This window comes from Massilia sp. TWR1-2-2 (assembly GCF_049897565.1).
Taxonomy (GTDB): domain Bacteria; phylum Pseudomonadota; class Gammaproteobacteria; order Burkholderiales; family Burkholderiaceae_D; genus JAFCUW01.
The window spans coordinates 1-23,119 of record NZ_JAFCWM010000038.1; the positions used below are offsets into that span (position 1 = coordinate 1).

At 65.5% G+C, this 23,119-nt stretch carries 19 protein-coding genes; 11 read left to right on the top strand and 8 right to left on the bottom strand.

Translation table 11 applies throughout. From position 1 onward, the window contains the following. Positions 1 to 1,780: DUF6531 domain-containing protein (locus ACP7DD_RS23510; RefSeq protein ID WP_426177413.1), on the bottom strand; the 1,780-nt coding region annotated here is incomplete at its 3' end. A gap of 145 nt (positions 1,781 to 1,925) precedes the next feature. Continuing rightward, positions 1,926 to 2,450 carry a 5-formyltetrahydrofolate cyclo-ligase gene (locus tag ACP7DD_RS23515; RefSeq protein ID WP_426177452.1) on the bottom strand — a complete coding sequence of 175 codons (525 nt, stop codon included), beginning with the start codon at positions 2,448 to 2,450 and terminating at the stop codon, positions 1,926 to 1,928. A 117-nt stretch (positions 2,451 to 2,567) separates the two neighbouring features. Here ACP7DD_RS23515 and ACP7DD_RS23520 point away from each other — a divergent pair, with 117 nt between their 5' ends. The 6 genes from ACP7DD_RS23520 (at position 2,568) to ACP7DD_RS23545 (ending at position 9,911) form a co-directional block, all read left to right on the top strand. Next, positions 2,568 to 4,526 carry a transglycosylase SLT domain-containing protein gene (locus ACP7DD_RS23520; RefSeq protein WP_426177415.1) on the top strand — a complete coding sequence of 653 codons (1,959 nt, stop codon included), beginning with the start codon at positions 2,568 to 2,570 and terminating at the stop codon, positions 4,524 to 4,526. A 30-nt stretch (positions 4,527 to 4,556) separates the two neighbouring features. Beyond that, positions 4,557 to 5,525, top strand: a complete 969-nt coding sequence (locus ACP7DD_RS23525; protein WP_426177416.1) for a complex I NDUFA9 subunit family protein — start codon at positions 4,557 to 4,559, stop codon at positions 5,523 to 5,525. Positions 5,526 to 5,552: 27 nt separating this feature from the next. Beyond that, a complete protein-coding gene (locus ACP7DD_RS23530; RefSeq protein ID WP_426177417.1) occupies positions 5,553 to 6,269 on the top strand; it encodes a glutathione S-transferase family protein in 717 nt (238 codons plus the stop codon). A 5-nt stretch (positions 6,270 to 6,274) separates the two neighbouring features. Then, positions 6,275 to 7,570 carry a multifunctional CCA addition/repair protein gene (locus ACP7DD_RS23535; RefSeq protein ID WP_426177419.1) on the top strand — a complete coding sequence of 432 codons (1,296 nt, stop codon included), beginning with the start codon at positions 6,275 to 6,277 and terminating at the stop codon, positions 7,568 to 7,570. A gap of 120 nt (positions 7,571 to 7,690) precedes the next feature. Continuing rightward, complete coding sequence (locus ACP7DD_RS23540; protein ID WP_426177421.1) at positions 7,691 to 9,208, top strand: DAHL domain-containing protein; 1,518 nt, start codon at positions 7,691 to 7,693, stop codon at positions 9,206 to 9,208. Between the two features lie 43 nt (positions 9,209 to 9,251). Further along, a complete protein-coding gene (locus ACP7DD_RS23545) occupies positions 9,252 to 9,911 on the top strand; it encodes a GNAT family N-acetyltransferase (protein ID WP_426177423.1) in 660 nt (219 codons plus the stop codon). Between the two features lie 155 nt (positions 9,912 to 10,066). On the opposite strand, the gene ACP7DD_RS23550 is transcribed toward ACP7DD_RS23545, so the two are convergent. Both ACP7DD_RS23550 and ACP7DD_RS23555 read right to left on the bottom strand, forming a co-directional pair. Next, positions 10,067 to 10,972 (bottom strand): alkene reductase, encoded by a 906-nt coding sequence (locus ACP7DD_RS23550; protein WP_426177425.1) that lies wholly within the window; start codon positions 10,970 to 10,972, stop codon positions 10,067 to 10,069. Further along, complete coding sequence (locus tag ACP7DD_RS23555) at positions 10,969 to 12,237, bottom strand: SGNH/GDSL hydrolase family protein (RefSeq protein WP_426177426.1); 1,269 nt, start codon at positions 12,235 to 12,237, stop codon at positions 10,969 to 10,971. Before ACP7DD_RS23555 ends, ACP7DD_RS23550 begins: the two co-directional genes overlap by 4 nt. A gap of 55 nt (positions 12,238 to 12,292) precedes the next feature. Here ACP7DD_RS23555 and ACP7DD_RS23560 point away from each other — a divergent pair, with 55 nt between their 5' ends. Further along, positions 12,293 to 13,276 (top strand): LysR family transcriptional regulator, encoded by a 984-nt coding sequence (locus ACP7DD_RS23560; protein WP_426177427.1) that lies wholly within the window; start codon positions 12,293 to 12,295, stop codon positions 13,274 to 13,276. A gap of 113 nt (positions 13,277 to 13,389) precedes the next feature. On the opposite strand, the gene ACP7DD_RS23565 is transcribed toward ACP7DD_RS23560, so the two are convergent. Then, complete coding sequence (locus tag ACP7DD_RS23565; RefSeq protein WP_426177429.1) at positions 13,390 to 13,896, bottom strand: Lrp/AsnC family transcriptional regulator; 507 nt, start codon at positions 13,894 to 13,896, stop codon at positions 13,390 to 13,392. A 128-nt stretch (positions 13,897 to 14,024) separates the two neighbouring features. Here ACP7DD_RS23565 and hppD point away from each other — a divergent pair, with 128 nt between their 5' ends. After that, positions 14,025 to 15,149 carry a 4-hydroxyphenylpyruvate dioxygenase gene (gene hppD, locus ACP7DD_RS23570; protein ID WP_426177431.1) on the top strand — a complete coding sequence of 375 codons (1,125 nt, stop codon included), beginning with the start codon at positions 14,025 to 14,027 and terminating at the stop codon, positions 15,147 to 15,149. A 22-nt stretch (positions 15,150 to 15,171) separates the two neighbouring features. Then, positions 15,172 to 18,729, top strand: coding sequence for an indolepyruvate ferredoxin oxidoreductase family protein (locus ACP7DD_RS23575; RefSeq protein WP_426177433.1), 3,558 nt, complete (start codon positions 15,172 to 15,174; stop codon positions 18,727 to 18,729). A 104-nt stretch (positions 18,730 to 18,833) separates the two neighbouring features. Here the strand turns inward: ACP7DD_RS23575 and ACP7DD_RS23580 are convergent, their stop codons facing one another. After that, positions 18,834 to 19,559: an autoinducer binding domain-containing protein gene (locus ACP7DD_RS23580; protein ID WP_426177435.1), complete on the bottom strand. Its 726-nt coding sequence runs from the start codon at positions 19,557 to 19,559 to the stop codon at positions 18,834 to 18,836. A gap of 133 nt (positions 19,560 to 19,692) precedes the next feature. On the opposite strand from ACP7DD_RS23580, the gene ACP7DD_RS23585 reads away from it, so the two are divergent. Further along, positions 19,693 to 20,055, top strand: a complete 363-nt coding sequence (locus tag ACP7DD_RS23585; protein ID WP_426177436.1) for a hypothetical protein — start codon at positions 19,693 to 19,695, stop codon at positions 20,053 to 20,055. On the opposite strand, the gene ACP7DD_RS23590 is transcribed toward ACP7DD_RS23585, so the two are convergent. After that, positions 20,052 to 20,495: a nuclear transport factor 2 family protein gene (locus ACP7DD_RS23590; RefSeq protein WP_426177437.1), complete on the bottom strand. Its 444-nt coding sequence runs from the start codon at positions 20,493 to 20,495 to the stop codon at positions 20,052 to 20,054. The two genes, ACP7DD_RS23585 and ACP7DD_RS23590, sit on opposite strands and share 4 nt — an antisense overlap. A 193-nt stretch (positions 20,496 to 20,688) precedes the next feature. Beyond that, on the bottom strand, positions 20,689 to 21,084 hold the full coding sequence (locus tag ACP7DD_RS23595) for an MAPEG family protein (protein ID WP_426177439.1): 396 nt from the start codon (positions 21,082 to 21,084) through the stop codon (positions 20,689 to 20,691). A 127-nt stretch (positions 21,085 to 21,211) separates the two neighbouring features. On the opposite strand from ACP7DD_RS23595, the gene ACP7DD_RS23600 reads away from it, so the two are divergent. Beyond that, complete coding sequence (locus ACP7DD_RS23600) at positions 21,212 to 22,975, top strand: M14 family metallopeptidase (RefSeq protein ID WP_426177441.1); 1,764 nt, start codon at positions 21,212 to 21,214, stop codon at positions 22,973 to 22,975. Positions 22,976 to 23,119: the final 144 nt, after the last annotated feature.

Below are 23,119 nucleotides of genomic sequence, written 5' to 3' on the forward strand. Positions count from 1 at the left end.
CCCGTGCCGTGCCGGTTTTTGCTGCCGCAAAGCCCAGCGAACCATTGTCGTCGGTGGTCGACTGAACCGTTTTACGGCAGACGAGCGCGAGCGGCTTGCCGTTTGGCAGGGTTGCAGCCGGGGCGCAATTGGCTACTTGCCCGTCGGCGCCGCGTTGGCCGTGGAAGGTGTAGGTCGTGATCCGGTTTGCTTCGGCGACGGCGCTTTTCAGCGGCCAGTCGGGATGCCATTGGGTACTTGCCATGCGGGCCGTTTTGCTGATGATGGGGGGCGCCCCCACCGGGCAGCTCGCGCCTGCGGCCAGGCCTTCAATCCGACGTGTTTCCAGGCCGCGCACCACGTCGGTGGCAACGCAGGTTTTCTGGCCGTTAAAGTCAGTACGGCTGACGAGGTCGCCGCTGCTGGTGTATTCGAACACGCTGGCGCCGGCATCGCACCCGGCGCCGGCCGGCTGGCTTTCGCTGACGATGCGCCCCCTGCCATCGCTCGGGTAGCTGAGGCCCAGAATACGTTCAGTGCCGAGCGGATCGGTAACGCGCCTGGTCAGGTCGGTCGGGTAGGCAAAACTGTAGCGGCCCACGCCGCCCGCGTGTTCGGACAGCACCGCTTGGCCGGCGTCGTTGTAGGCGTAGGTGGCGAATCGCACACTGTTTTCGTCGGTAATGCCAGTCAGCAAATAACGCTGCAGCGGGTGCTCGTAGTGATAGCGACGCGACGACACCAGCGCGCCATCGTTGCCATGAAAGTGCACGGCATCGAGTCGCGCCATCCCAACGATATTGGGCTGGCCGGCAACCACGGCCTGTTCGTAGGTGTAGCGGACCGTGCTTTCAGGTCCCTCGATCGATTCAACGACGCCGTCGCGCCATTGGATATCCACGCTGCGGCCATCGGCGTCCGTGATGCGCGTGAGCTGCTTGTCCGCGTTGTAGGAATAGGCGGCCGATCCGCCCGCGGCGCCATGCGAACTGACCATGCGATAGACGCCGTCGATTTTCTTATAGCGCTCTTGCTGGCCGTCGATGGCGGTCAGTATCCAGTCATCGTACCCAGCGCTCATGGCCTTCAGCGACAGGCGCTTGTCGTAGCGCGACACGAACTCTCCATTGCTGCGCGCGGCGAACGCAAACGCGCTGCCGTCGCCGAAACTGCCCGACACGTTCGGTATTCCCGCAACGCCGCTATTCGGATCGAGAATGAAATCGCGATCGAAGGAGAATGACCAGCCAAATCCGGCCGACTGTCCGCGCCCGCTCCGGCGCAAGCTGCGATAGGTACGCTGTATCTTCGAAAACTCGGAGCGGCCGCCCGCCAGGTCGATTTCTGTCTGTACTTTCGAGCCGCTCGCCAATTGCACAGGGTTGCCGATGGCTTGGCCCGGTCCAGTCGGGCAGCTCACCGGCGCCGGCGGTTCATCGCGCTTGACACACACGCCCGGCCAACGCGGCAGATATCCCGTCGTGCAAAACAACGAAGCCTGGCCGTACCAATCCTCTTTGTTCGGGATGTTAAGCAAGGAATATCGGCACTCCAGCATCGGCGCGTTGGTGCCGCTCATGGGCCGCATACCGAGCAACGTCGCAGCCCCGTGGTTTTGCGCGGTGAGTCTGCACGCTTCGACCGGGTCGGACGTATAGTGGGCTTGTCCATTGATGCCGGTGTAATACCACCAGCCGATCATCCCTTCTGGCATGGCGGTGTCGGCGCAAACGCCTCGCGTCCCGACCAAGAGCGCGAAACAGCAAAGGAGAATGCGGATCGAGGCAACGCGATTTTTCATCATCGACTTGGTTGCTGTAAGTTCGAGGCGCGCATAACGCGAACCCGGCCAAGTCTACGATGTGATGAATTTGCTATTTTTGCGTTTAGCCAATCAATAGTAAATTGGCAATTGCGATGCTTTCTGCGAATCGGCGCAGCGCAAATCAACTCTGTTCAGTAATGATCCGATCCAGCGCCACATCGTGCGGCGCGCTGGCAAACTGCGCCGCCTGGCAGGCATATGCCATCCCGAGCGTGAACGGACGAGGCTCGAGCGCCAGGGTGCGGTCGTAGTAGCCGCCACCGTAACCAAGCCGGTAGCCATCTTCGTTAAACCCCAGGCACGGCACCAGCAGCGCCGGCGGGCGCGCCACCAGGCGCAGGTCGGCCGGCACCGCCACCCCCATCGTGTCCTTCACCATCGCTTCACCCGGCTGCCAGTCGGCAAAGCCGAGCGGCGCGTCGCGCGCCAGCACCACCGGCAACGCCAGCCGTACGCCCGCTTGCGCCAGCTCGGCGTATGCTAATGATAAGTCCGCCTCGCCGCGCAACGGCCAGTACACGCCGAGCGCGGGTACCGGTTGCGCGCGCCACCACGCCAGCAATTGCGCGCCGATGGCGGCATCCCAACGGGCTTTGCGGGCCGGGTCGATGCCGGCGCGGGCCAGCGCGAGCGAGCGGCGCAACACATCCTTGGCCGATCGCGCGTCGCTTGTGTCGGATGCTGGCAGGGCAGCGGGGCCGCATGGTATTCTAGGGTCGCCGGTCATGGGCTCGTATGCAGGGTAAAAGAGAGTAAAAGATTGATGTTTTTTTCGCCGAAACTGATCGTTGTCGCCATCCTCGCCGGATCCTGCCTGTCGTCGTCGGCCGCCGCGCCCGACAGTCCGGCCGCCGCCGCGCAAATGCGCGCCGACGATGAACTGTTCTTGCTGCTGCGCGAAGCGGCGCGCCAGGACAATGCCGCCCTCGCGGCCACCTACGCCGCGCGCCTGCCCCAGTATGCCATCCCGTCGTATGTCGACTATTATCGGCTCAAACCGCGCCTGCGCGAAGCGTCCGCTGACGAAGTGCGCGAATTCCTCACGCGCCACCAGGGCAGCGCCATCGCCGACCGCATGCGCAACGACTGGCTGCTCGAGCTCGGACGCGCGCGCGACTGGGTCAACTTCGACCAGCAGCTGCCGCTGTTCGTGCTCAACGACGACACCCAGGTCAAGTGCTACCACCTGATGTCGCGCGCGGTCAAAGGCGAAAAAGTCGCCGCCGACGCCCGCACCCTGTTGATCAATCCGCCCAACTACGGTGAAGCCTGCGCCTCGCTGGTGGCGACGCTCGCGCAGGCCGGCCAGTTTTCTACCGACGACCTGCTGGAGCAGCTGCGCCTGGCCGGCGAACAGCATGCCACCGGTCCGGCGCGGCGCGCCGCGGTGCTGCTCGGCGCCTCCGAAACGCGCGCCGCCCAGGCAGTCGACGTGCCCGCGCTGGCGATGGCGCGCGGCGTCGGCGCCGACCGCGTCGAGCGCGAAATCTACCTCGTCGCCGTCGGCCGCATGGCCCGCACCAGCATCAGGCTGGCCACCGTCGCGCTGGAAAAAAACCTCCGCGCCCTCAGCCTGCAGGAACAAGCCACCGGCTGGGCCAGCATCGCATATGCCGCCTCGATGACGCTCGCGCCCGAGGCCTACGGCCTGTGGCAGCGCAGCGCCGGCGCGCCGCTGTCGCAGGAGCAGCTGCAATGGAAAACCCGCACCGCGCTGCGCCAGGGCGACTGGAAGATGGTCGCCGACACCATCGAGGCGATGCCGCCCCAGCTGCGCAGCGACCCGGCCTGGACCTACTGGATGGGCCGAGCGATGGCCAGGCTGTCCGGCGCCAACCACGAACTGGCGCAGGCGCTGTTTACCCGCATCGCCGACCAGAACAATTTCTATGGCCAGCTGGCGATGGAAGAACTCGGCCAGCAGGTGTCGATCCCGACGCCGGCGCGCGCGCTCACGCCGCTCGAAATCGCACCGATAGCGGCGAACCCGGGCCTGCGCCGCGCAATGAAGTTCTTCAGCATGCGCCTGCGCTTCGAAGGCACCCGCGAATGGAACTGGGAGCTGCGCAAATTCAGCGAACGCGAGCTGCTCGCCGCCGCCGAATTCGCGCGCCGGAACGACATCCTCGACCGTATGGTCAACACGTCCGAGCGCACCCGCACCGAATTCGACTACACCCAGCGCTTCCCGTCGCCGCACAACGAGATCCTGCAGCCGACCACCGCCAACCTGGGCCTCGACCGCGCCTGGGTGTATGGCCTGATCCGCCAGGAGTCGCGCTTCATCACCGACGCGCGCTCCGGCGTCGGCGCATCCGGCCTGATGCAGGTCATGCCGTCCACCGGCCAGTACGTGGCCAAGAAGATCGGCCTGACCGACTTCGTGCAAGGCATGCTCAACGATCTGCGCACCAACATCCTGCTTGGCACCAATTACATGAACATGGTGCTGGCCAACGCCGACGGTTCGCAGCCGCTCGCCAGCGCCGCCTACAACGCCGGCCCGGGCCGCGCGCGCACCTGGCGCGCCACGCTGAACGCGCCGATGGAAGGGGCCATCTTCGCCGAGTCGATTCCCTACACCGAGACGCGCACCTACGTCAAGAACGTGCTGTCGAACGCAACCAACTACGCGGCGCTGTTCGAGAACAAGCCGCAATCGCTGAAGGCGCGCCTCGGCGTGGTGACGCCGTCGGGCGCGCGCGCCAACCAGCTCCCCTGAACTAAAACGCACTCCAACGAGGTAGGCCAGATGCGACAAACGACGGTAGTGGTGTTCGGCGGTACGGGCTTCATCGGCAGCCACCTGGTGGCGCAGCTGTCCGCCGCCGGCGTGCGCGTGCTGGTCCCAACGCGCAGGCTGGTGCGCGCGAGGCACCTGGCAACGCTGCCGATGGTCGAAGTGATCGAGGCCGATGTCGGCCGCGCCGACGCGGCGCAGCTGGCGCGCCTGCTGCACCGCGCCGACGCCGCCATCAACCTGGTCGGCGTGCTGCACTCGAAACGCGGCACGCCGTACGGCCCGCAGTTTCGCCGCGCCCACGTCGAACTGCCGGCCGCCATCGTTGCCGCCTGCGCCGCCGCCGGCGTACCGCGCTACCTGCACATGAGCGCCCTTGGCGCCGACCGCGACGGCCCGTCGATGTACCAGCGCTCGAAGGCTGACGGCGAAATCGCCGCCCGCGGCGAAGTGTCGGTGGCGGCCACCATCTTCCGTCCGTCGGTCGTGTTCGGGCCGGAAGATAATTTTCTCAACATGTTCGCCAAGATGCAGCGCTGGCTGCCGGTCGTGCCGCTCGCCTGCGCCGGCGCCGAATTCCAGCCGGTGTTCGTCGGCGACGTCGCGCAGGCATTCGTCCATGCGCTGCGCGACCCGAAAACGCGCCACCAGGTGTATGCGCTTGGCGGCCCCGCCATCTACACGCTGGCCGAACTGGTGCGCCTGTCCGGCCGCTGGTCGCACCACGAGCGCCCCATCATCGAGCTGCCCAACTGGCTTGGCCGGCTGCAGGCGGCGATATTCGAAATGATGCCGGGCACCCCGCTGATGACGCGCGATAACCTCGACTCCATGAAGTGCGACAATGTGGTCGATCCGGCCATCCAGGCGCTCACCGCGGCCACGCTCGGCATCAAGCCGGTCGCGCTCGAGGCGGTGGCGCCGCAGTATCTGTCGCCGCACGAACGGCTCGACGACTTCCGCGCCCGTGCCGGCCGCTGACTTTTATTTATCCACCACTGACCACTCATGCACACTACCGAACTCGATCCGACCCTGTCGAACACTCTCAGCGGCAACGGCCAGCCTGGCCTCTCGCTCGTCATCGGCAACAAGAATTATTCGTCGTGGTCGATGCGGCCGTGGGTGGCGCTGACCGCGTTCGGCATTCCGTTCCATGAAGTGCGGGTGCTGCTCGACATGCCCGACACCGCCGCCCGCATCGCCGACTATTCCGGCGCCGGACGGGTGCCGGTGCTGGTGGCCGGCGAGATGACGATCTGGGACAGCCTGGCCATCTGCGAATACGTCGCCGAGCAGTTCCCCGACAAGCACCTGTGGCCGGCCGACGTCGCCGCGCGCGCGATGGCGCGTTCGGTCAGCGCCGAGATGCACTCGGGCTTTCCGGGCCTGCGCAACGCGATGTCGATGAACATCAAGGCCAGCCTGCCGGGGCGCGGGCGCACCACCGAGGCGCAGGGCGACATTGGCCGCGTCTGCGAAATCTGGGAAGAGTGCCTGTCGCGCTTTGGTCACCACCAGTTCCTGTTCGGCGACTTTTCGATTGCCGACGCGTTTTACGCGCCGGTGGTGATGCGCTTCAAAACCTATGGCGTGTCGCTGGCGCCGGCGCTGCAGGCCTACTGCGAGCGCGTGCTGGCCCATCCGGCAGTAGCGCGCTGGGTGCGCGAGGCGCTGGCCGAGACCGAGGTCGCGGCCAAGCACGACGACGACCTGCCGAAGTAGGCCGCATGAAAAGCTACGTCGTCGGCGGCGCGGTGCGCGATGAGCTGCTCGGTTTGGCGGTGCAGGACCGCGACTGGGTGGTCGTCGGCGCCACCCCGGACGACATGCTCCGCCAGGGCTTTCGCCCGGTCGGCAAGGACTTCCCCGTGTTCCTGCATCCGGAAACGCACGAGGAGTACGCGCTGGCGCGCACTGAGCGCAAGACGGCGCCCGGCTACCACGGCTTCGTATTCCATGCCGATGCCGACGTCACGCTCGAGGAAGACCTGGTGCGGCGCGACCTCACCATCAACGCCATCGCGCGCGCCGACGACGGCGCCCTGACCGATCCGTTCGGCGGCCAGGCCGATATCCGCGACCGCGTGTTCCGCCACGTTTCAAGCGCCTTCGCCGAAGACCCGGTGCGCATCCTGCGCCTGGCCCGCTTCGCCGCGCGCCTGGCCGACTTCAGCGTGGCGCCGGAGACGATGGCGCTGATGCGCCAGATGGTCGAGCAGGGCGAAGTCGATGCGCTGGTGCCCGAGCGGGTATGGCAGGAAGTGGCGCGCGGCCTGATGGAAGCGGCGCCGTCGCGCATGCTGACGGTGCTGCGCGCATGCGGGGCGCTGGCGCGCATCATGCCCGAACTCGACAAGCTGTGGGGCGTGCCGCAGCCGCCGGCGCACCATCCCGAAGTCGACACCGGCGTGCACATGATGCTGGTGATCGACTACGCCGCCTCGCGCGGTTTCGACCTGGCGGTGCGTTTCGCCGCGCTGATGCACGACCTCGGCAAGGGCGCCACGCCGCCGGCTGCCTGGCCGAGCCACCACGGCCACGAAGGCCTCGGCCTGAAGCTGATCGAGACGCTGTGCAAACGCCTGAAGGTGCCCAACGAGTGCCGCGAACTGGCCTTGATGACGGCGCGCGAGCACGGCAACGTCAGCCGCGCCGAGATACTGCGGCCGAATACCATCGTCGCGCTGTTCGAACGCTGCGACGCGTTTCGCAAGCCGCAGCGCTTCGAGCAGATGCTGCTCGCTTCAGAGTGCGACTTCCGCGGCCGCGGCGTCGACGCCGCGGACGACGATTTCCGCACCCGGCCCTATCCGCCGGCGTCGTACCTGCTCGCCGCGCTGCAGGCGGCGCGCGCCGTCAACGCCGGCGAGGTCGCAGCGCGCTACGTCGACAAGCCCGAACGCATCCGCGAGGCCGTGCACGCGGCGCGCCTGCGCGCCGTGAAGGCTTGCTGCGCCACGCCGCACGGCGACGATGACGGCGCCGAAGGCGATGACGAAGGCGGCCCTGGCGCGCGGTTGTAAGCACACGTAATCTTAACGGCTAGCATGCGCTATTGCTGCTATCCTCTGGTTGTTTGCGCCGGTCCGGCGGCATGGATCCCGGCCTCCGATCATGATTTTCACTCAACTGTTTGTGTCCTGATGACCCCACGACGCCGTAACGCCGTCATCGTTTTGCTGATCCTGCTGGTGCTGGTGCTCGGCTTCCTGTTCAACCGCACCACGGCGGTCGACCTCGATGCCCAGAACCGCGTGACACTGAGCCTGCGCGAACTGGAAAAGCTCGACGCCGAGTGGAACGTCAACATCCTGCGCGCGCGCATCGGCCTCGATAACGACTACCAGGCGCTGGCGCGGCCGCTGCCGCGTATCCACCAGCTGACCGACAGCCTGCGCGACTCCCTCGGCATGACGCGCGGGCCGACCGCCACCCAGGCCTACCAGCAGCTCAGCGCGGCACTGCGCGAAAAAGAACGGCTCGTCGAGCAGTTCAAGTCCGGCAACGCGTTGCTGCGCGAAGCGCTGATCTATATGCCGCCGGCGATCACCGACCTCAAGACAGAACTGAACGGCATCGAAGGCGCGCTGGTACCGGCGCGCACCGTGCTCGCGCTCGACGGCGCCCTCAATGCGCTGCTCACCGATATCCTGCGCTTCAACCTGTCGCCCGACGTCGCGCAGGCCAACCGCATCGAAACCACGCTCGGCACCATCCTGATCCAGAAGGCCGCTTTCTCGCCGGCCGTCGGCGAGCGCATCGACCAGCTGATCGCGCGCGCGCGCGCCGTGCTGCGATACCGGCCGCTCGAAAACGCCATCGAAATCGCCATCGGCCGCACCGCCACTACCGAGGCGATCGAGCGCCTCAGCCGCTCCTACGACAAGGCCTTCGACGACGTGCAGACCCAGAAGCAGCGCTACCGCACCTGGCTGTTCGCCTACTCCGGCCTGCTGCTGCTGCTGCTGATCTGGGCGGCGCGGCGCCTGGTGCGCACCTACCGGCTGCTCGGCGTGGTCAACAAGCGCCTGCAGGCGTCCAACGAAACGCTGGAAGTGCGGGTCGCCGAGCGCACCGCCGAACTCGAGGCGCAGTCGGCCAAGCTGGAGCAGCTCGCCCACCACGACGGCCTCACCGGCCTGGTCAACTACGGCTACCTGACGCGCCTGATCGAGCACGCACTGGTGCGCGCCAGCCGCCGCGGCTCCACCGTCGTCGTGATGTTTTTCGACCTCGACGGCTTCAAGGCGGTCAACGACACCTTCGGCCACGGCACCGGTGACCTGGTGCTCAAGGAGGTGGCGCGGCGGGTGCAGGACAAGCTGCGCAAGGAAGATTCGCTGGCCCGCCTGGGCGGCGATGAATTCGTCATCCTGCTCGAGGAAGTGGTCTCGCGCGAGGGCGCCATGCGCGTCGCCCAGCTCACGCTCGACCAGATCTGCGGCATCACCGAAGCCGGGGGCCACCCGGTGAACATTTCGGCCAGCATCGGCATCAGCAGCGCGCATGGCCGCGCCGGCGCCGAGCGCGGCGCCGCCGCCCTGCTGGCCGAGGCCGACCAGGCCATGTACCGCACCAAGCAGGCCGGCAAGGCCGGTTTCAGCTTCAGCGCGCAAGCGCAATGGGCCGCCGCGCCGGAACCTGCAAATACGCTACAATGACGTTTTGGTGCAGTGCACAATAACGTGGGAGGCCGGGTAGACCATGACGATCTTTCAGAAGTTGGACGGCTGGCTGGGCGGGCGCAAGGGCGCAAGGTCGCGTGCGCCGGTAATGGTCAAGCAGCTCGAGGAGCGCGATCGCCGCCGCATGCTCAAGCACTTCATGGCGCTCGACGATAGTGACCGATTACTGCGCTTCGGCACCGTCTTGCCCGACGAGCAGCTGACCGCCTACGTCAGCAAGATCGACCTCGATCGCGACACCGTCTACGGCGTCTACAACCCGGTGTTCAAGCTGGTCGCCGTCGGTCACCTGGCGTTCGCGCCGAAGCAGCAGCTCGCCCCTGCCGGCGCGGTGACCGAGAAGGAGCGGGTGGCCGAATTCGGCGTATCGGTATCGAAGTCGGCGCGCGGGCTGGGGATTGGCTCGAAGCTGTTCGAGCGCGCCGCGATCCACTGCCGCAACGCCGATGTCGACACCTTGTACATGCACTGCCTGTCGTCCAACAAGACGATGATGCACATTGCCAAAAAGGCCGGCATGGAGATTCAGCGCGAGTATGGCGAGGCCGACGCCCACCTGCGCCTGCCGCCGGCCAATCCCGGCACGATGCTGCAGGAAGCGCTCGAAGAGCAGTTTGCCACCATCGACTACACCCTCAAGGCCAACACCCGCGCCGCCGTGAAGTGGTTCGAGAAGTAAGCTGCCTCGCGTCCGGGGTCAGACCCATTCACCTGCCCTTGAAACCGTCATCCTCGCGCAGTGGGGACCCATACCGAGCGTGCCTCACCGATTTAACACGCTCCGCATTGGTCAGCGCTGCGCCAGGATGACGGTGTTTTTGCGGCCCCTGTCTTTCAGCGTGTGGCTGGCCAAACGGGATAGTCGGTGTAGCCAGCTTCTGCGCCGCCAAAAAAATGCCGCGGATCGGCGTCGCTGAGGCATTGGCCCAGGCGCAGCCGCTGCGGCAAATCCGGATTGGCGATGAACGGTCGGCCAAACCCGATCAGGTCCGCCCAGCCCTCCTGCAAAGCGGTGCGGGCGCTCGCGCCGGTGTAGCGTCCCGAATAGATCATCGCGCCGGAATACACGATTCGCAGCGCCTCTTTGAACGCCACCGCCATCGGTGGCGCATCGTCCCGATCGGCCTGCGCAATGTGAATGTAGGCGACGCCAGGGCGATCGAGCTCGCGTGCGGCAGCCAAGTAGGTCGCTTCGGGCGTGTCGTCGACAGCGCCTTGCAAAGTTGTCAGTGGAGCGAGCCTGACGCCGACGCGTGCTGCGCCCGCTTCGGCAATCACCGCAGCCGTTACTTCACGCAGAAAGCGCAAGCGCTTGCGCAGCGTGCCGCCATAGCCGTCGGTGCGCAGGTTGGCGCCCGAATCGATGAACTGGTTGATCAGGTATCCGTTCGCGGCATGGATCTCCACACCATCGAATCCCGCTGCCAGCGCGCATCGGGCACCGTGCGCAAAGTCGGCCACCACGCCTGGGATCTCGTCTTCTGCCAGCGCGCGCGGCATCGAATGCTGCACCATGTCGCCCGCGCCGGCAGCTGGACCTCGCCCGGATGGATCGATGAACACCTTGACGCCGTCCGCCAGCAGCGCCGAGGACGACACCGGCGCCGCGCCAGCCGGCTGCAGCGACGTGTGCGAGATCCGGCCGACGTGCCACAGCTGGCAGAAGATGCGCCCGCCGGTCGCATGCACGATGCGGTTGGGCAGCGACAGGCCGCCCAGTTCAAACCGGCTGAACATCATGGCCGTTCCTTGCTGGCGCGCGGTGTCGTTCCGAACAGCGTGGCATCATCGAGCGACTTCGCAATGGCCGCATATCCCGCATCACCCGGGTGCAGATGGTCTCCCGAGTCGTACGCCGCGAGCAGGCGTGCCGGATCGCGCGGATCGCGCAGCACCTTGTCGAAGTCTGCGACGGCATCGAATTCGCCGCTGCTGCGGATCCAATCGTTGACCTTGCGCCGCACTGCATCCTTCGCCGGGCTGTAGTGCCCCTCCAGGGGAGTGCCCTGCAGCGCGCCCGCGAACGGCGTCATGGTGGCGCCGACAATACGCACCCCGCGTACCCGTGCCGCGGCGATCAGTTGGCGATAGCCGGCGATCAGCTGTTCGGCGTCCACCGGCGCCGCGGAGGGCGCGAACGGACTGCTTGGCCAGCCGATATCGTTGATGCCGATGTAGACCACGACAGTGCAAATGCCCGGCTGCGCCAGCACATCGTGTTCGAAGCGCGCCAATGCGTTCACGCCCATCATGTCGTCCAGCAGGCGGGCGCCCGAAATGCCGGCGTTGGCAACCGCCACGCCGGCGCCGGCGAGGCGCTGCGCCAGGTAATCAGGCCAGCGCCGGTTGCGATCGGGCGTCGAGCCGTTGCCGTCAGTGGTCGAATCACCCAACGCCACAACGGTGCGCGCGCCGGCCGCCGAATCGACCAGCACGGCGTTGAGGAACAGGCGGCCCTTCACCCGGTCCGCCCTCGGCAATGTCGATGCGCCGGTCGCATTGCCTTTCATCGCGTAGGCAGTCTGTTGATCGCCCCAGTGAAAGCTCGACACGCTCGTCGGCTGCGGAAAATAGCTGGAGACCGCCAGCCGCGCCAGCGGCTGCGCTGACATTTGCAGCGGGTCGCTGATGCCGTTCGCGCCCGGCGCGATGGTGACCGAGTGCTGGCCGCCGAATGTGACCGCCCGATCGGTGCCGTCGACCGTTTCCGCTTCGCGCAGCGCCAGCGCGACCCGCACTTCGCCAATCACCAGCGGCGCGCTGCCGTAGCGGTTTGAAAACACCAGCCGCAGCGATTCGCCGCCACTGCTCAACTGAACCACTTCCCTGATCGAGACGCTGTCCAGCGTGCGCGGCACGTTCAGCGGCAGCACGAATTCGCTCGGCCAGGCTGGCTGCGGGCTGGCCATCCATGATGTCACCCAGTTGGCGGCGGCGGCTGCTGGACACGCGGCGCAGGCAAGGGCGACTGCGCCGATTGCCGGGAATTGAAGGATTTTTTGCATGGCTTGGGTAGGATCAAAGTGAAGAGACGGTCACGGTATGTTATTCCGCAGGGCGATGGAAGATCTGCCATTGGCATATACTTCATTCCAATATGGAATGGGTGAGGCCGAATTGGATACACTGCAAGACATGCGGATTTTGATCCGCGCCGTTGAACTGGGAAGCCTGACTGCCGTCGCCCGCGAGCTTGGCGTCACGCAGCCGACCGTCAGCAAGTCGGTCAGTGCGCTGGAAAAAAAGCTGGGCGTGCGCCTTCTCGACCGCAGCACCACGAGCCTTGCCCCGACTACGCAGGGCGCGCGTTTCTACCAGCGCGCGCGGCAGGTGCTGGAAGAATTCGACGATGCGGTCGGTGAAGCGCAAGGCCTGAACGAACGTCCGGTGGGGCTGTTACGCGTGAACGCGCCGCTCGCGATCGGCCAGTTGCTGCTCGCGCCACTGTGCCGCGATTTCCTGCGTCTCTATCCAGACGTGCAACTTGAACTGATCTTCGACGACCGCATGGTCGACCTGGTGGAAGAGGGTGTCGATGTCGCATTGCGCCTGGGCGGGGCACTGCCGCAAGACGCCGTCGCGCGCCACATTGCGATGTCGCCCCGTCATTTGGTCGCGGCGCCGTCCTACCTGGCGCGCCATGCGCCGCTGAGGGTGCCGCAAGACCTCGCCCGGCACGACTATGTGCGCTTCGCGTGGCTCACTGGGGGCGACCGGATCGAGCTGCACAATGGCGCTCGCACCGTGGTGGTGGAAACGCGCGGCCGCTTCCGCGTCAACAATGCCTTGTCGATCCGTGAAGCGCTGCTCGGCGCAGATGGCATCGGTTTATGCCCAGCGTGGCTGGTGCACAATCTCGTCGCCGGCGGCGCCTTGGTGCGCGTGCTTCCCGACTGGTGCGGCGTGCCGCAGGAACTCGACCTGCTCAGTCCTTCACGCCGCTATCAACCGCTGCGGGCGCGGTTGTTCATCGATTACGTCGCCAGTGCCTTGTGCGCACTGGACTGCTTTGGCGGCCCCCACGCCACGTCAGCGCCGGCCTGACGTCAGCTGCGTTGCACGGCCAGTAGCGCCACGCCGAGCGACATGAACAGCGCGCCCGATGCCGTCATCCGCGCTGCGCGAGGATGACGAAAATTGTGTTCGCGATCTGCGCCTCACATCAGTGGCAGCGCCGTCGTATCCTTGATCCGCTGCAGCGCAAAGCTCGACTTCACATCCGCCACCGACGGATGGATCAGCAGCGTCTTCATCATGAAGCGCGAGAAGTGCTCCATGTCCTCGACGTGCACGCGCAGCAGGTAGTCCATCTCGCCGGTCATCGCGTAGCACGCCACCACCTCCGGCCACGCCTCGACCGAGGCGGCAAAGTCGGCGTGCGGCGAACTCGACGTGCGCTTGGCGCCGGCCGCGTTGGCGCCATCGTTGTGCTTTTCGAGCCGCACGTTCACATACGCCAGCAGCCCGAGGCCGATCTGGCCCGGGTCGAGCAGCGCCACGTACTGGCGGATCACGCCGGCTTCTTCGAGCCGCTTGATGCGCCGCAGGCACGGCGACGGCGACAGGCTGACCTGGTCGGCGACGTCCTGGTTCGAGGCGCGTCCGTCCGCCTGCAAAATCGCCAGAATTTTGCGATCTGTTTTATCGAGCTCAATTTTTGACATATTCCCTCCGAATCGCGCCATTCTACGCAATTTTATTGCGCAGGGGCGGGGTGTGGAGACAGTGTTTGAAATTTAATGCCTGGGGGTCCGGACTATACTGGCGGCTACAAAAATCACGGAGACAAGCCATGCAATTCCAGCCCTGGGACAACCCGATGGGGACCGACGGATTCGAGTTCGTCGAGTACGCAGCGCCGGATCCGCGCGCGATGGGCGCGCTGTTCGAACAGATGGGTTTTAGCGCCATCGCCCGCCACCGCCACAAGGACGTCACCTTGTACCGCCAGGGCGAGATCAACTTCATCATCAACGCCGAACCGGATTCGTTCGCGCAACGATTCGCCCGCCAGCACGGCCAGTCGGTGTGCGCCATCGCCATCCGCGTCGACGACGCCGCCTTTGCCTACCGCCGCGCGCTCGAACTGGGCGCCTGGGGATTCGACAACAAGAACGGCCCGATGGAGCTGAACATCCCGGCCATCAAGGGTGTGGGCGACTCGCTGCTGTACTTCGTCGACCGTTGGCGCGGCAAGAACGCCGCCAAGGGCGCGCCGGCCGGCTCGATCGGCGACATCAGCATCTACGACGTCGACTTCGTCGCCATCCCGGGCGCGCAGGCGAACCCGGTCGGCAACGGCCTGACCTACATCGACCACCTGACCCACAACGTCCACCGCGGCCGCATGAAGGAATGGGCGACCTTTTACGAGAGCCTGTTCAACTTCCGTGAGATCCGCTACTTCGACATCGCCGGCAAGCACACTGGCCTCAAATCGAAGGCGATGACGTCGCCGTGCGGGAAGATCCGCATCCCGATCAACGAGTCCTCCGACGACAAGTCGCAGATCGCCGAATACCTCGACCAGTACCACGGCGAAGGCATCCAGCACATCGCGCTCGGCTCCGACGACATCTACCAGTCGATCCAGCGCATGCGCGACACCGGCATCGTCTTCCAGGACACCATCGAGACCTACTACGAGCTGGTCGACCGCCGTCTGCCGCACCACGGCGAGAACCTCGATGAACTCAAGCGCCTGCGCATCCTCGTCGATGGCCACAGCAGCGACACCGAGCGCGAGCTGCTGCTGCAGATCTTCACCCAGAACGTGATCGGCCCGATCTTCTTCGAGATCATCCAGCGCAAGGGCGACCAGGGTTTCGGCGAAGGCAATTTCCGCGCGCTGTTTGAGTCGATCGAACTCGATCAGATCAAGCGCGGCGTCCTGCAGGTCAAGCCTGAACCGGCGTAAAACATAAATACGGAGACACCTGATGAATGCACCACTAGACCGATCGCAGCTCGAACCGCAGCCGTCGCACGAGATTTCGCTGGACGACAAATGGACGCTCGAGCGCGGCCGCGCCTTCATGACCGGTACCCAGGCGCTGGTCCGCCTGCCGATGATGCAGCGCGAGCGCGACCTCAACGCTGGCCTCAACACCGCCGGCTACATTACCGGCTACCGCGGTTCGCCCGTCACTTCGATCGACATGACGGCGGTGAAGGCGAAGAAGCACCTCGACGCGCACCACGTCAAGTTCCATCCCGGGATGAACGAAGACCTGGCCGCAACGGCCGTGTGGGGCACCCAGCAGACCAACCTGTTCAAGGACGCCAAGTACGACGGCGTGTTCTCGATGTGGTACGGCAAAGGCCCCGGCGTGGACCGCTGCGGCGACGTCTTCAAGCACGCCAACAACGCCGGCAGCGCCAAGTTCGGCGGCGTGCTGGTATTGGCCGGCGACGACCACGCCGCCAAGTCATCGTCCACCGCGCACCAGTCGGACCACATCCTCAACGCCTGCGGCATTCCGGTGCTGTATCCGGCGTCGGTGCAGGAGTACATCGACTACGGCCTGCACGCCTGGGCCATGAGCCGCTACACCGGCCTGTGGGTATCGATGAAGTGCGTCACCGACATCATCGAGTCCGGCGCCGTGGTCGACTTCGACCCGGACCGCGTCAAGATCGTCGTGCCGACCGACTTCGCGCTGCCCGAAGGCGGCTTGAACATCCGCTGGCCCGACACTATCCTGGACCAGGAAGTCCGGATGAACAACTTCAAGTGGTACGCCGCGCTGGCGTACGCGCGCGCCAACAAGCTCAACAAGATCATCTGGGACAGCCCGAAGCCGAAGATCGGCATCATCACCGCCGGCAAATCCTACCTCGACACGCGCCAGGCGCTGGCCGACCTCGGCATCGACGAACAGGCCGCCGCCGACATCGGCATCCGCCTGTACAAGATCGGCATGACCTGGCCGCTCGAATCCGAAGGCGTGCACGAATTCGCCAAGGGCCTCGACGAGATCCTGGTGGTCGAAGAGAAGCGCCAGATCCTCGAGTACGCGCTCAAGGAAGAGCTCTACAACCTGCCCGACGGCGAGCGTCCGCGCGTGGTCGGCAAGTTCGACGACACCGGCGAATGGTCCAACAAGGACGGCGCCGGCCACGGCGCCTGGCTGCTGCCGGCCACCTATGAGCTGAATCCGGCGCTGATCGCGCGCGCCATCGCCAGCCGCATCTCGCACTACTGCGCCGGCCATCCGGTCGAGCAGCGCGTCAAGGAGCGCATCGCCTTCCTCGAAGCGAAAGAACTGGTGCTGAAAAACGTCAGCAGCAAGCCAAATCCCGATACCGACCGCACGCCGTACTTCTGCTCCGGCTGCCCGCACAATTCGTCGACCAAGGTGCCGGAAGGCTCGCGCGCGCTGGCCGGTATCGGCTGCCATTACATGGTGCTGTGGATGGACCGCGAAACGTCGACCTTTACCCACATGGGCGCCGAAGGCGTGACCTGGGTCGGCCAGGCGCCGTTCACCAACGAGAAGCACGTCTTCACCAACCTTGGCGACGGCACCTATTTCCACTCGGGGATCCTGGCGATCCGCGCGGCGGTGTCGGCCAAGGTCAACATCACCTACAAGATCCTGTTCAACGATGCCGTCGCCATGACCGGCGGCCAGGAGTTCGACGGCCCGCTCGACCCGGGCATCATCAGCCGCCAGATCGCCGCCGAAGGCGTCGGCCCGATCATCGTCGTCACCGACGAACCGGACAAGTACCCGTCCGACTACAAGTGGGCCGAAGGCGTCACCGTGCGCCACCGCAGCGAACTGATGGACGTGCAGCGCGAATTGCGCGAGTGCCCGGGCGTGTCGGCGATGATCTACGACCAGACCTGCGCGTCCGAGAAGCGCCGCCGCAGGAAGCGCAACGAGTACCCGGATCCGGCCAAGCGCGCCGTGATCAACGAAGCGGTCTGCGAAGGCTGCGGCGACTGCTCGGTGCAGTCGAACTGCCTGTCGGTCGAGCCGCTCGAGACCGAACTCGGTCGCAAGCGCCAGATCAACCAGTCGTCCTGCAACAAGGACTTCTCGTGCGTGACGGGCTTTTGCCCGAGCTTCGTCACGGTCGAAGGCGGCGCGCTGAAAAAGCCGAAGAAGGCTGCCGCCGGCGACGCTGCGCCACCGATGCTGCCGGCGCCAAGCCTGCCGTCGACCGCGACGCCGTATGGCATCCTGATCACCGGTATCGGCGGCACCGGTGTTGTCACCGTCGGCCAGATCCTGGCGATGGCGGCGCACGTCGAAGGCAAAGGCGCCATCGTGCTCGACATGAGCGGACTGGCCCAGAAGGGCGGCCCGGTGATGTCGCACGTGCGCCTGGCCGACAGCCAGGCCGACCTGCACTCGACGCGCGTGGGCACCGGCAGTGCCGACCTGGTCGTCGGTTGCGACCTGATCGTCACCGCCAGCCGCGACGCACTGTCGCGCATGGGCGAAGGGCGCACGTTCGCCGCGATCAATTCGACCGGTTCGTCGACCGCCGCTTTCGTCAAGAATCCGGACTGGCAGTTCCCGGGCGCGACGTCGCAGTCCGAGATCGTGCGCGCGTGCGGCGAAGGCCGCGTTGATTTCGTCGACGCCGGCAAGATCGCCACCGCGCTGATGGGCGACGCCATCGCCACCAACATGTTCATGCTCGGTTTCGCGTGGCAGAAGGGCCACGTGCCGCTGGCCGAAGCGTCGATCATGAAGGCGATCGAACTCAATGGCGTGTCGGTCCAGTTCAACAAGACCGCGTTCACGTGGGGCCGCACCGCCGCCCACGACCTGCCGTCGCTGGTGAAGATGACGACGCCGGCCAAGGTCATCGAGTTCAAGCGCACGCAAACGCTCGACGACGTCGTCAAGCGCCGCGTCGAACTGCTGACTGCATACCAGGATGCCGCCTACGCGCAGCAGTACCTCGGTTTTGTCGACCAGGTGCGCGCCGCCGAAGCGAAGCTGGGCAAGGGCACGCGCCTGGCCGAAGCGGTCGCGCGCTACTTCTACAAGCTGATGGCGTACAAGGACGAGTACGAAGTCGCGCGCCTGTACACCGACGGCGCCTTCAAGGAGAAGATCGCCGCCATGTTCGAAGGCGACATCACGCTCAAGTTCCACCTCGCGCCGCCGCTGCTGGCCAAGCACAACAAGGAAGGCCACCTGATCAAGCAGGAGTTCGGCCCGTGGATGATGAAGGCGTTCGGCCTGCTCGCCAAGCTGAAGGGCTTGCGCGGCGGCGCGCTCGACGTGTTCGGCTACACGGCCGAACGGCGCATGGAGCGCGCGCTGATCGGCGAGTACCGCCACACCGTTGGCGCGCTGCTGGCCAGGCTCAACGCCGACAACCTGTCGCAGGCCGTCGCCATTGCCAGCATCCCTGAAGACATCCGCGGCTACGGCCACGTCAAGGAGCGCCACCTGCGCGCCGCCAAGGCGAAAGAAGTGGCGCTGCTGGCCGCATTTGATGCGCCGGTGGGCGGCGCTAGCCACGCCGCGTAACGTCGCTCGCGCAAAGCAAAATGGATGGCCTCCGCAAGGACGCCATCCATTTTTTTTCGCCGGTGCAAAGTGCTGATGTCAGACCTGACACCAGCGTTTTTCGGTCAGAGCAGGCGCAGCATCGCCGCGCGAAGCACGGTCGCGGTCTTGTTGGCGGTGCCCAGCTTCGCCATCGCGTTGTTGACGTGGAAGTTGACGGTTCGCTCGGCAAGGTTGAGGATGTCGCCGATTTCGCCGGACGTCTTGCCGTCGGCGGTCCAGCGCAATACCTCGCGCTCGCGCTCGGTCAGGTCGACCTGTGGCGCCGCGTTCGGCCGCGAATCGACCAGCCGTGCGAGTGTCTCGTGCGCCGCTTGCGCCAGCCAGCTCATGCGGATGACGTTGCAGCGCAGTTCGGCGTCGCCAATCGGCCCGCTCTCCCTCGCCAGCGTCAGCAGCCCGGCCACCCCCTTCCGGTCGTGCGTCGGTTGCGCCCAGCCGACTTGAAGGCGATGGTCGCGCGCGTCGTCCCACAGCGCCTGCGCATTGGCGAACACCGAATCCGACCAGATGATCGGCCGGGACGACGTCTTGGCGTGGGCGACGGTCGGATCCGAACGCAGGTAGTCGCCCTCGACATAGCGCTGCTGCCAGGCGGCCGAGTAGTTGTTCATCATGAAGACCTGCGGCTTGGAAAACGGCAGCGGGAACAGCAGACCGAGCGCGCAATATTCGAATCCCATCTCGCGCGCGGCAGTTTTCAGCACCTCGAAGAACTCCGCCTGCAACGTCGCCGCGGCGAACGACGCTGACTTGGAATCCTGCCAATCGACGATCTGGTAATGCAACATTCCAAGGCTCCGTGGTGGGCTGCGCTGACTGTCAGTTCTGGCAGTGTCAGCAGACTAACAGATGCAATACACTGCGGCAACATCACGGGCCCGGAAGCGGCCCGGATCCCTTTTTTTCTTGCCGGGAGTTCTTATGCATTTGATGGTATTGCTTGCAGCGTTGTGCGTTGCGACATCCACCCATGCCGATACCTACTTCCAGTTCGATATCACGATCGGTGCATACGCAGTCGGTCTGCGCATCGCCCATAAGTTCGATGAAGCGGGCGGGTGCCGTACCCGCTACGCCGTGGCGACCGGCGCTGCGCGCACACACCTCGGCACGCCCGAAGTGGATTTGACCAGCGCCGCGCTGCGCTTCAGTTTGGGCGGCCTGATCAATGTTGTCGCCGTCAGTGGCGAAGGCCGTCTGCCGGCCATGTCCAGCCCGGATGGCGCGGTACGCCGCGCTGAAACGCGGATGGCATCCGCGCGGACGCCATCCGGTTCGCCTTAATGCCGCATCGGGGCGGCCTTTGCCATGCCAGCCTCGCGCATCGGCCTGTAGGCTGCTTCTGCAGCGGCGGTATGGTTGAATTGCTGCAGCCGCGCCACCTTGCCATCGCGGATGGTAAAGATGTGCGACCACGGATTGTCGTACGTCAGCCCGGTGGACTTGACGTGCCAGCTCGAGATGCCGGTCGCGACCACCATGTCGTTTTCGGCGATGAAATCCTGCGGCTCGAATCGGATGGCGTCCTGCGCCTGGTCGAGCATGGTGAAAAACTGCGCTACCTGATCCTTGCCATGAAAGCTGCCGGCGTAGGGAATGTCGTCCGAATCGTTGGCGATCCACTCGATGTCGTCGTGGAAAAGGTTCAGCAGGCCCTTGATGTTTTTATCTTTATACAGCTGATAACACTGCATGATCAGCTGTTTGTTGTCTTCGGTGTTCATGACTACCTCCTTGAAAAACAACGAACTGCCTCGGGGTAAGGATGCGGCGAAGGACAGCGCGTTGCATGCTTCATACTAGGTGCCACGGCGAAGTTTTCAAGGGAATGACGGCGCGTCGGATGGCTGCCGATGCATTTTGGCATTTCGGGGTCAGACCTCTGTCTGACCCCGAAATGGATTTACGCTGCCGCGCTCAGTCGGCGAGGATGGCTTTGAACACCATCACCAGGCCGACGATCGAGACCGCCCACACCAGGGTGCGCACCACCGGCACGCCGGCGGCATACAGCGGCACGTACAGCACGCGCGCGGCGAGGAACATCTGGCAGCCGAGCACGGTATCGGCGCTGTGGCGCCCGGCCACGTGGGCGATCAGCACGGCGGCGGCGAACAGCGGCAGGGTCTCGAACAGGTTCGCCTGGGCCCGCTGCAAGCGCCCGGCGATCTTGCCGACCGGCGGGCCGCCATCGTCGCGCGCGCTGGCGTTGAACCACAGGCCGGTCTCGATCGTGCGAAACGTGCCAGCCAGCGCGATCTGCACCATCGCCAGCACCAGCGTCCATCCGAGGATGGTCAATTCGATTGTCATCGTGTTCCTTGTTGTCGGGATATTCAAATCAAACTCAGCATAGCAAATCTGCGAGCGCAAACACGACTATAATTTCCAGCTGCCAAGCTTGTGCGTGGCCTTCCCTTAATCTGCTGGAGTTTCACCGATGATTCGTTCTGCGTTGCTGCTTGCCCTGTTCGCCGCCGTCCCGCTGTCCCACGCCGCGCCCGACCTCACCACCGTGTCGGAGCGTTCGGGCTTCCAGAACACCGGCCGCTACGACGAAGTCATCAAGCTGTGCGCGGCATTCGAGCAGGCGTATCCGAAGCAGGTGAAGTGCATCGACTTCGGCGTTACGCCGGAAGGGCGGTCGATGAAGGCGCTGGTCGTCACCCGCACCGGCGCCATGACGCCGGCCGCGGCGCAGCGGCGCGGCCTGCCGGTCGTGCTGATCCAGGGCGGCATCCACGCCGGCGAAATCGACGGCAAGGACGCCGGCTTCCTGGCGCTGCGCGAAGTGCTGGAGGACCGCGCCGCGCCAGGCTCGCTCGACAAGCAGGTGCTGCTGTTCGTCCCGGTCTTCAACGTCGACGGCCACGAGCGCTTCACGCCCAACAACCGCCCGAACCAGCGCGGCCCGGTGGCGATGGGCTGGCGCACCACCGCGCAGAACTTCAACCTCAACCGCGATTACGTCAAGGCCGATGCGCCTGAGATGCAGGCCATGCTGGCGCTGGTGAATGCGTGGGATCCGCTGGCCTACGTCGACCTGCACGTGACCGACGGCGCCAAGTTCGAGCACGACATCTCGATCCAGGTCGAGCCGGTCAATTCGGGCGACTTGGTGTTGCGCCAGGCCGGCCTGGCACTGCGCACCAACGTCATCGCCGACATCGCCAGGCAAGGCTCGATGCCGCAGGCGTACTATATGTCGTTCGCCGACACAGACAACCCGCAGTCCGGCTTTGTCGACGGCGTGTCCGACCCGCGTTTTTCGACCGGCTACTTCCAGCTGCGTAACCGCCTGGCGGTGCTGGTCGAGACCCATGCGTGGAAGGATTACCCTACCCGCGTGCGCATCACCCGCAACACGGTGGTGTCGGTGCTGGCGCAGGTCGGCGCCAACGGCGCCCAGTGGCGCAAGGCCGCGCTCGACGCCGATGCGCGCGCGATGAAGCTCGCCGGCGCGCCGGTGCCGCTGACCTGGAAGACGACCGACAAGGTGCGCATGGTCGACTTCAAGGGTTATGCGTACACGCGCACGCCGTCGGACGTGTCGGGCATCCTGATGACGCGCTACGACGAAACCCGCCCGCAGCTGTGGACCGTGCCGCTGCGTGACGAAGTGCTGCCGGACGTGGTCGTCAACGCGCCCGGCGCCGGCTACATCGTGCCTGCCGCGTTCGCGAAAATGGTGGCCGCCAAGCTGCAGCAGCACGCGGTCACTTTCCGCACCATCGACGCAAGCGACGGCAAGGCCGACGTCGAGACCTTCCGTGCCGATAAAACCACGTTCACTGCTGGCTCATTCGAATCGCGCCAGCGCCTGGCGGTGCTGGGCGCCTGGCGCGCCGAGCCGCGCACGCTGGCCAAGGGCGACCTGTTCGTGCCGGTGGCGCAGCCGAAGGCGCGGCTGGTGGTGGCGCTGTTCGAGCCGCAGGCGCCCGACTCGATGCTGGCCTGGGGCGCATTCAACAACGCCTTCGAGCGCAAGGAGTACATGGAGGAATACGTCGCCGAGGACGTGGCGCGCGAACAGATGGCGGCCGATCCGGCGCTGGCGGCGCAGTTCCGCAAACAGGTCGACAGCGATCCGGCGTTCGCCAGCAACGCCCGCGCGCGGCTGGAGTTTTTCGCCCGCCGCCACGCATCGTGGGACGAGCGCTACAACCTGTATCCGGTCATGCGCACCAACGTCGCCCCGCGCTAACGCGTTCGCACCGGTGGCTGTTCCGCTGTCAGGGTCAGGCCCGGTGAGAATTACGGCCAAAAAGCGCGATTTGTTGTACGTACGTGACAATATGCATACTTAGAATGTAACAACATACGTATAAATTGACAGTTTCCTCACGGC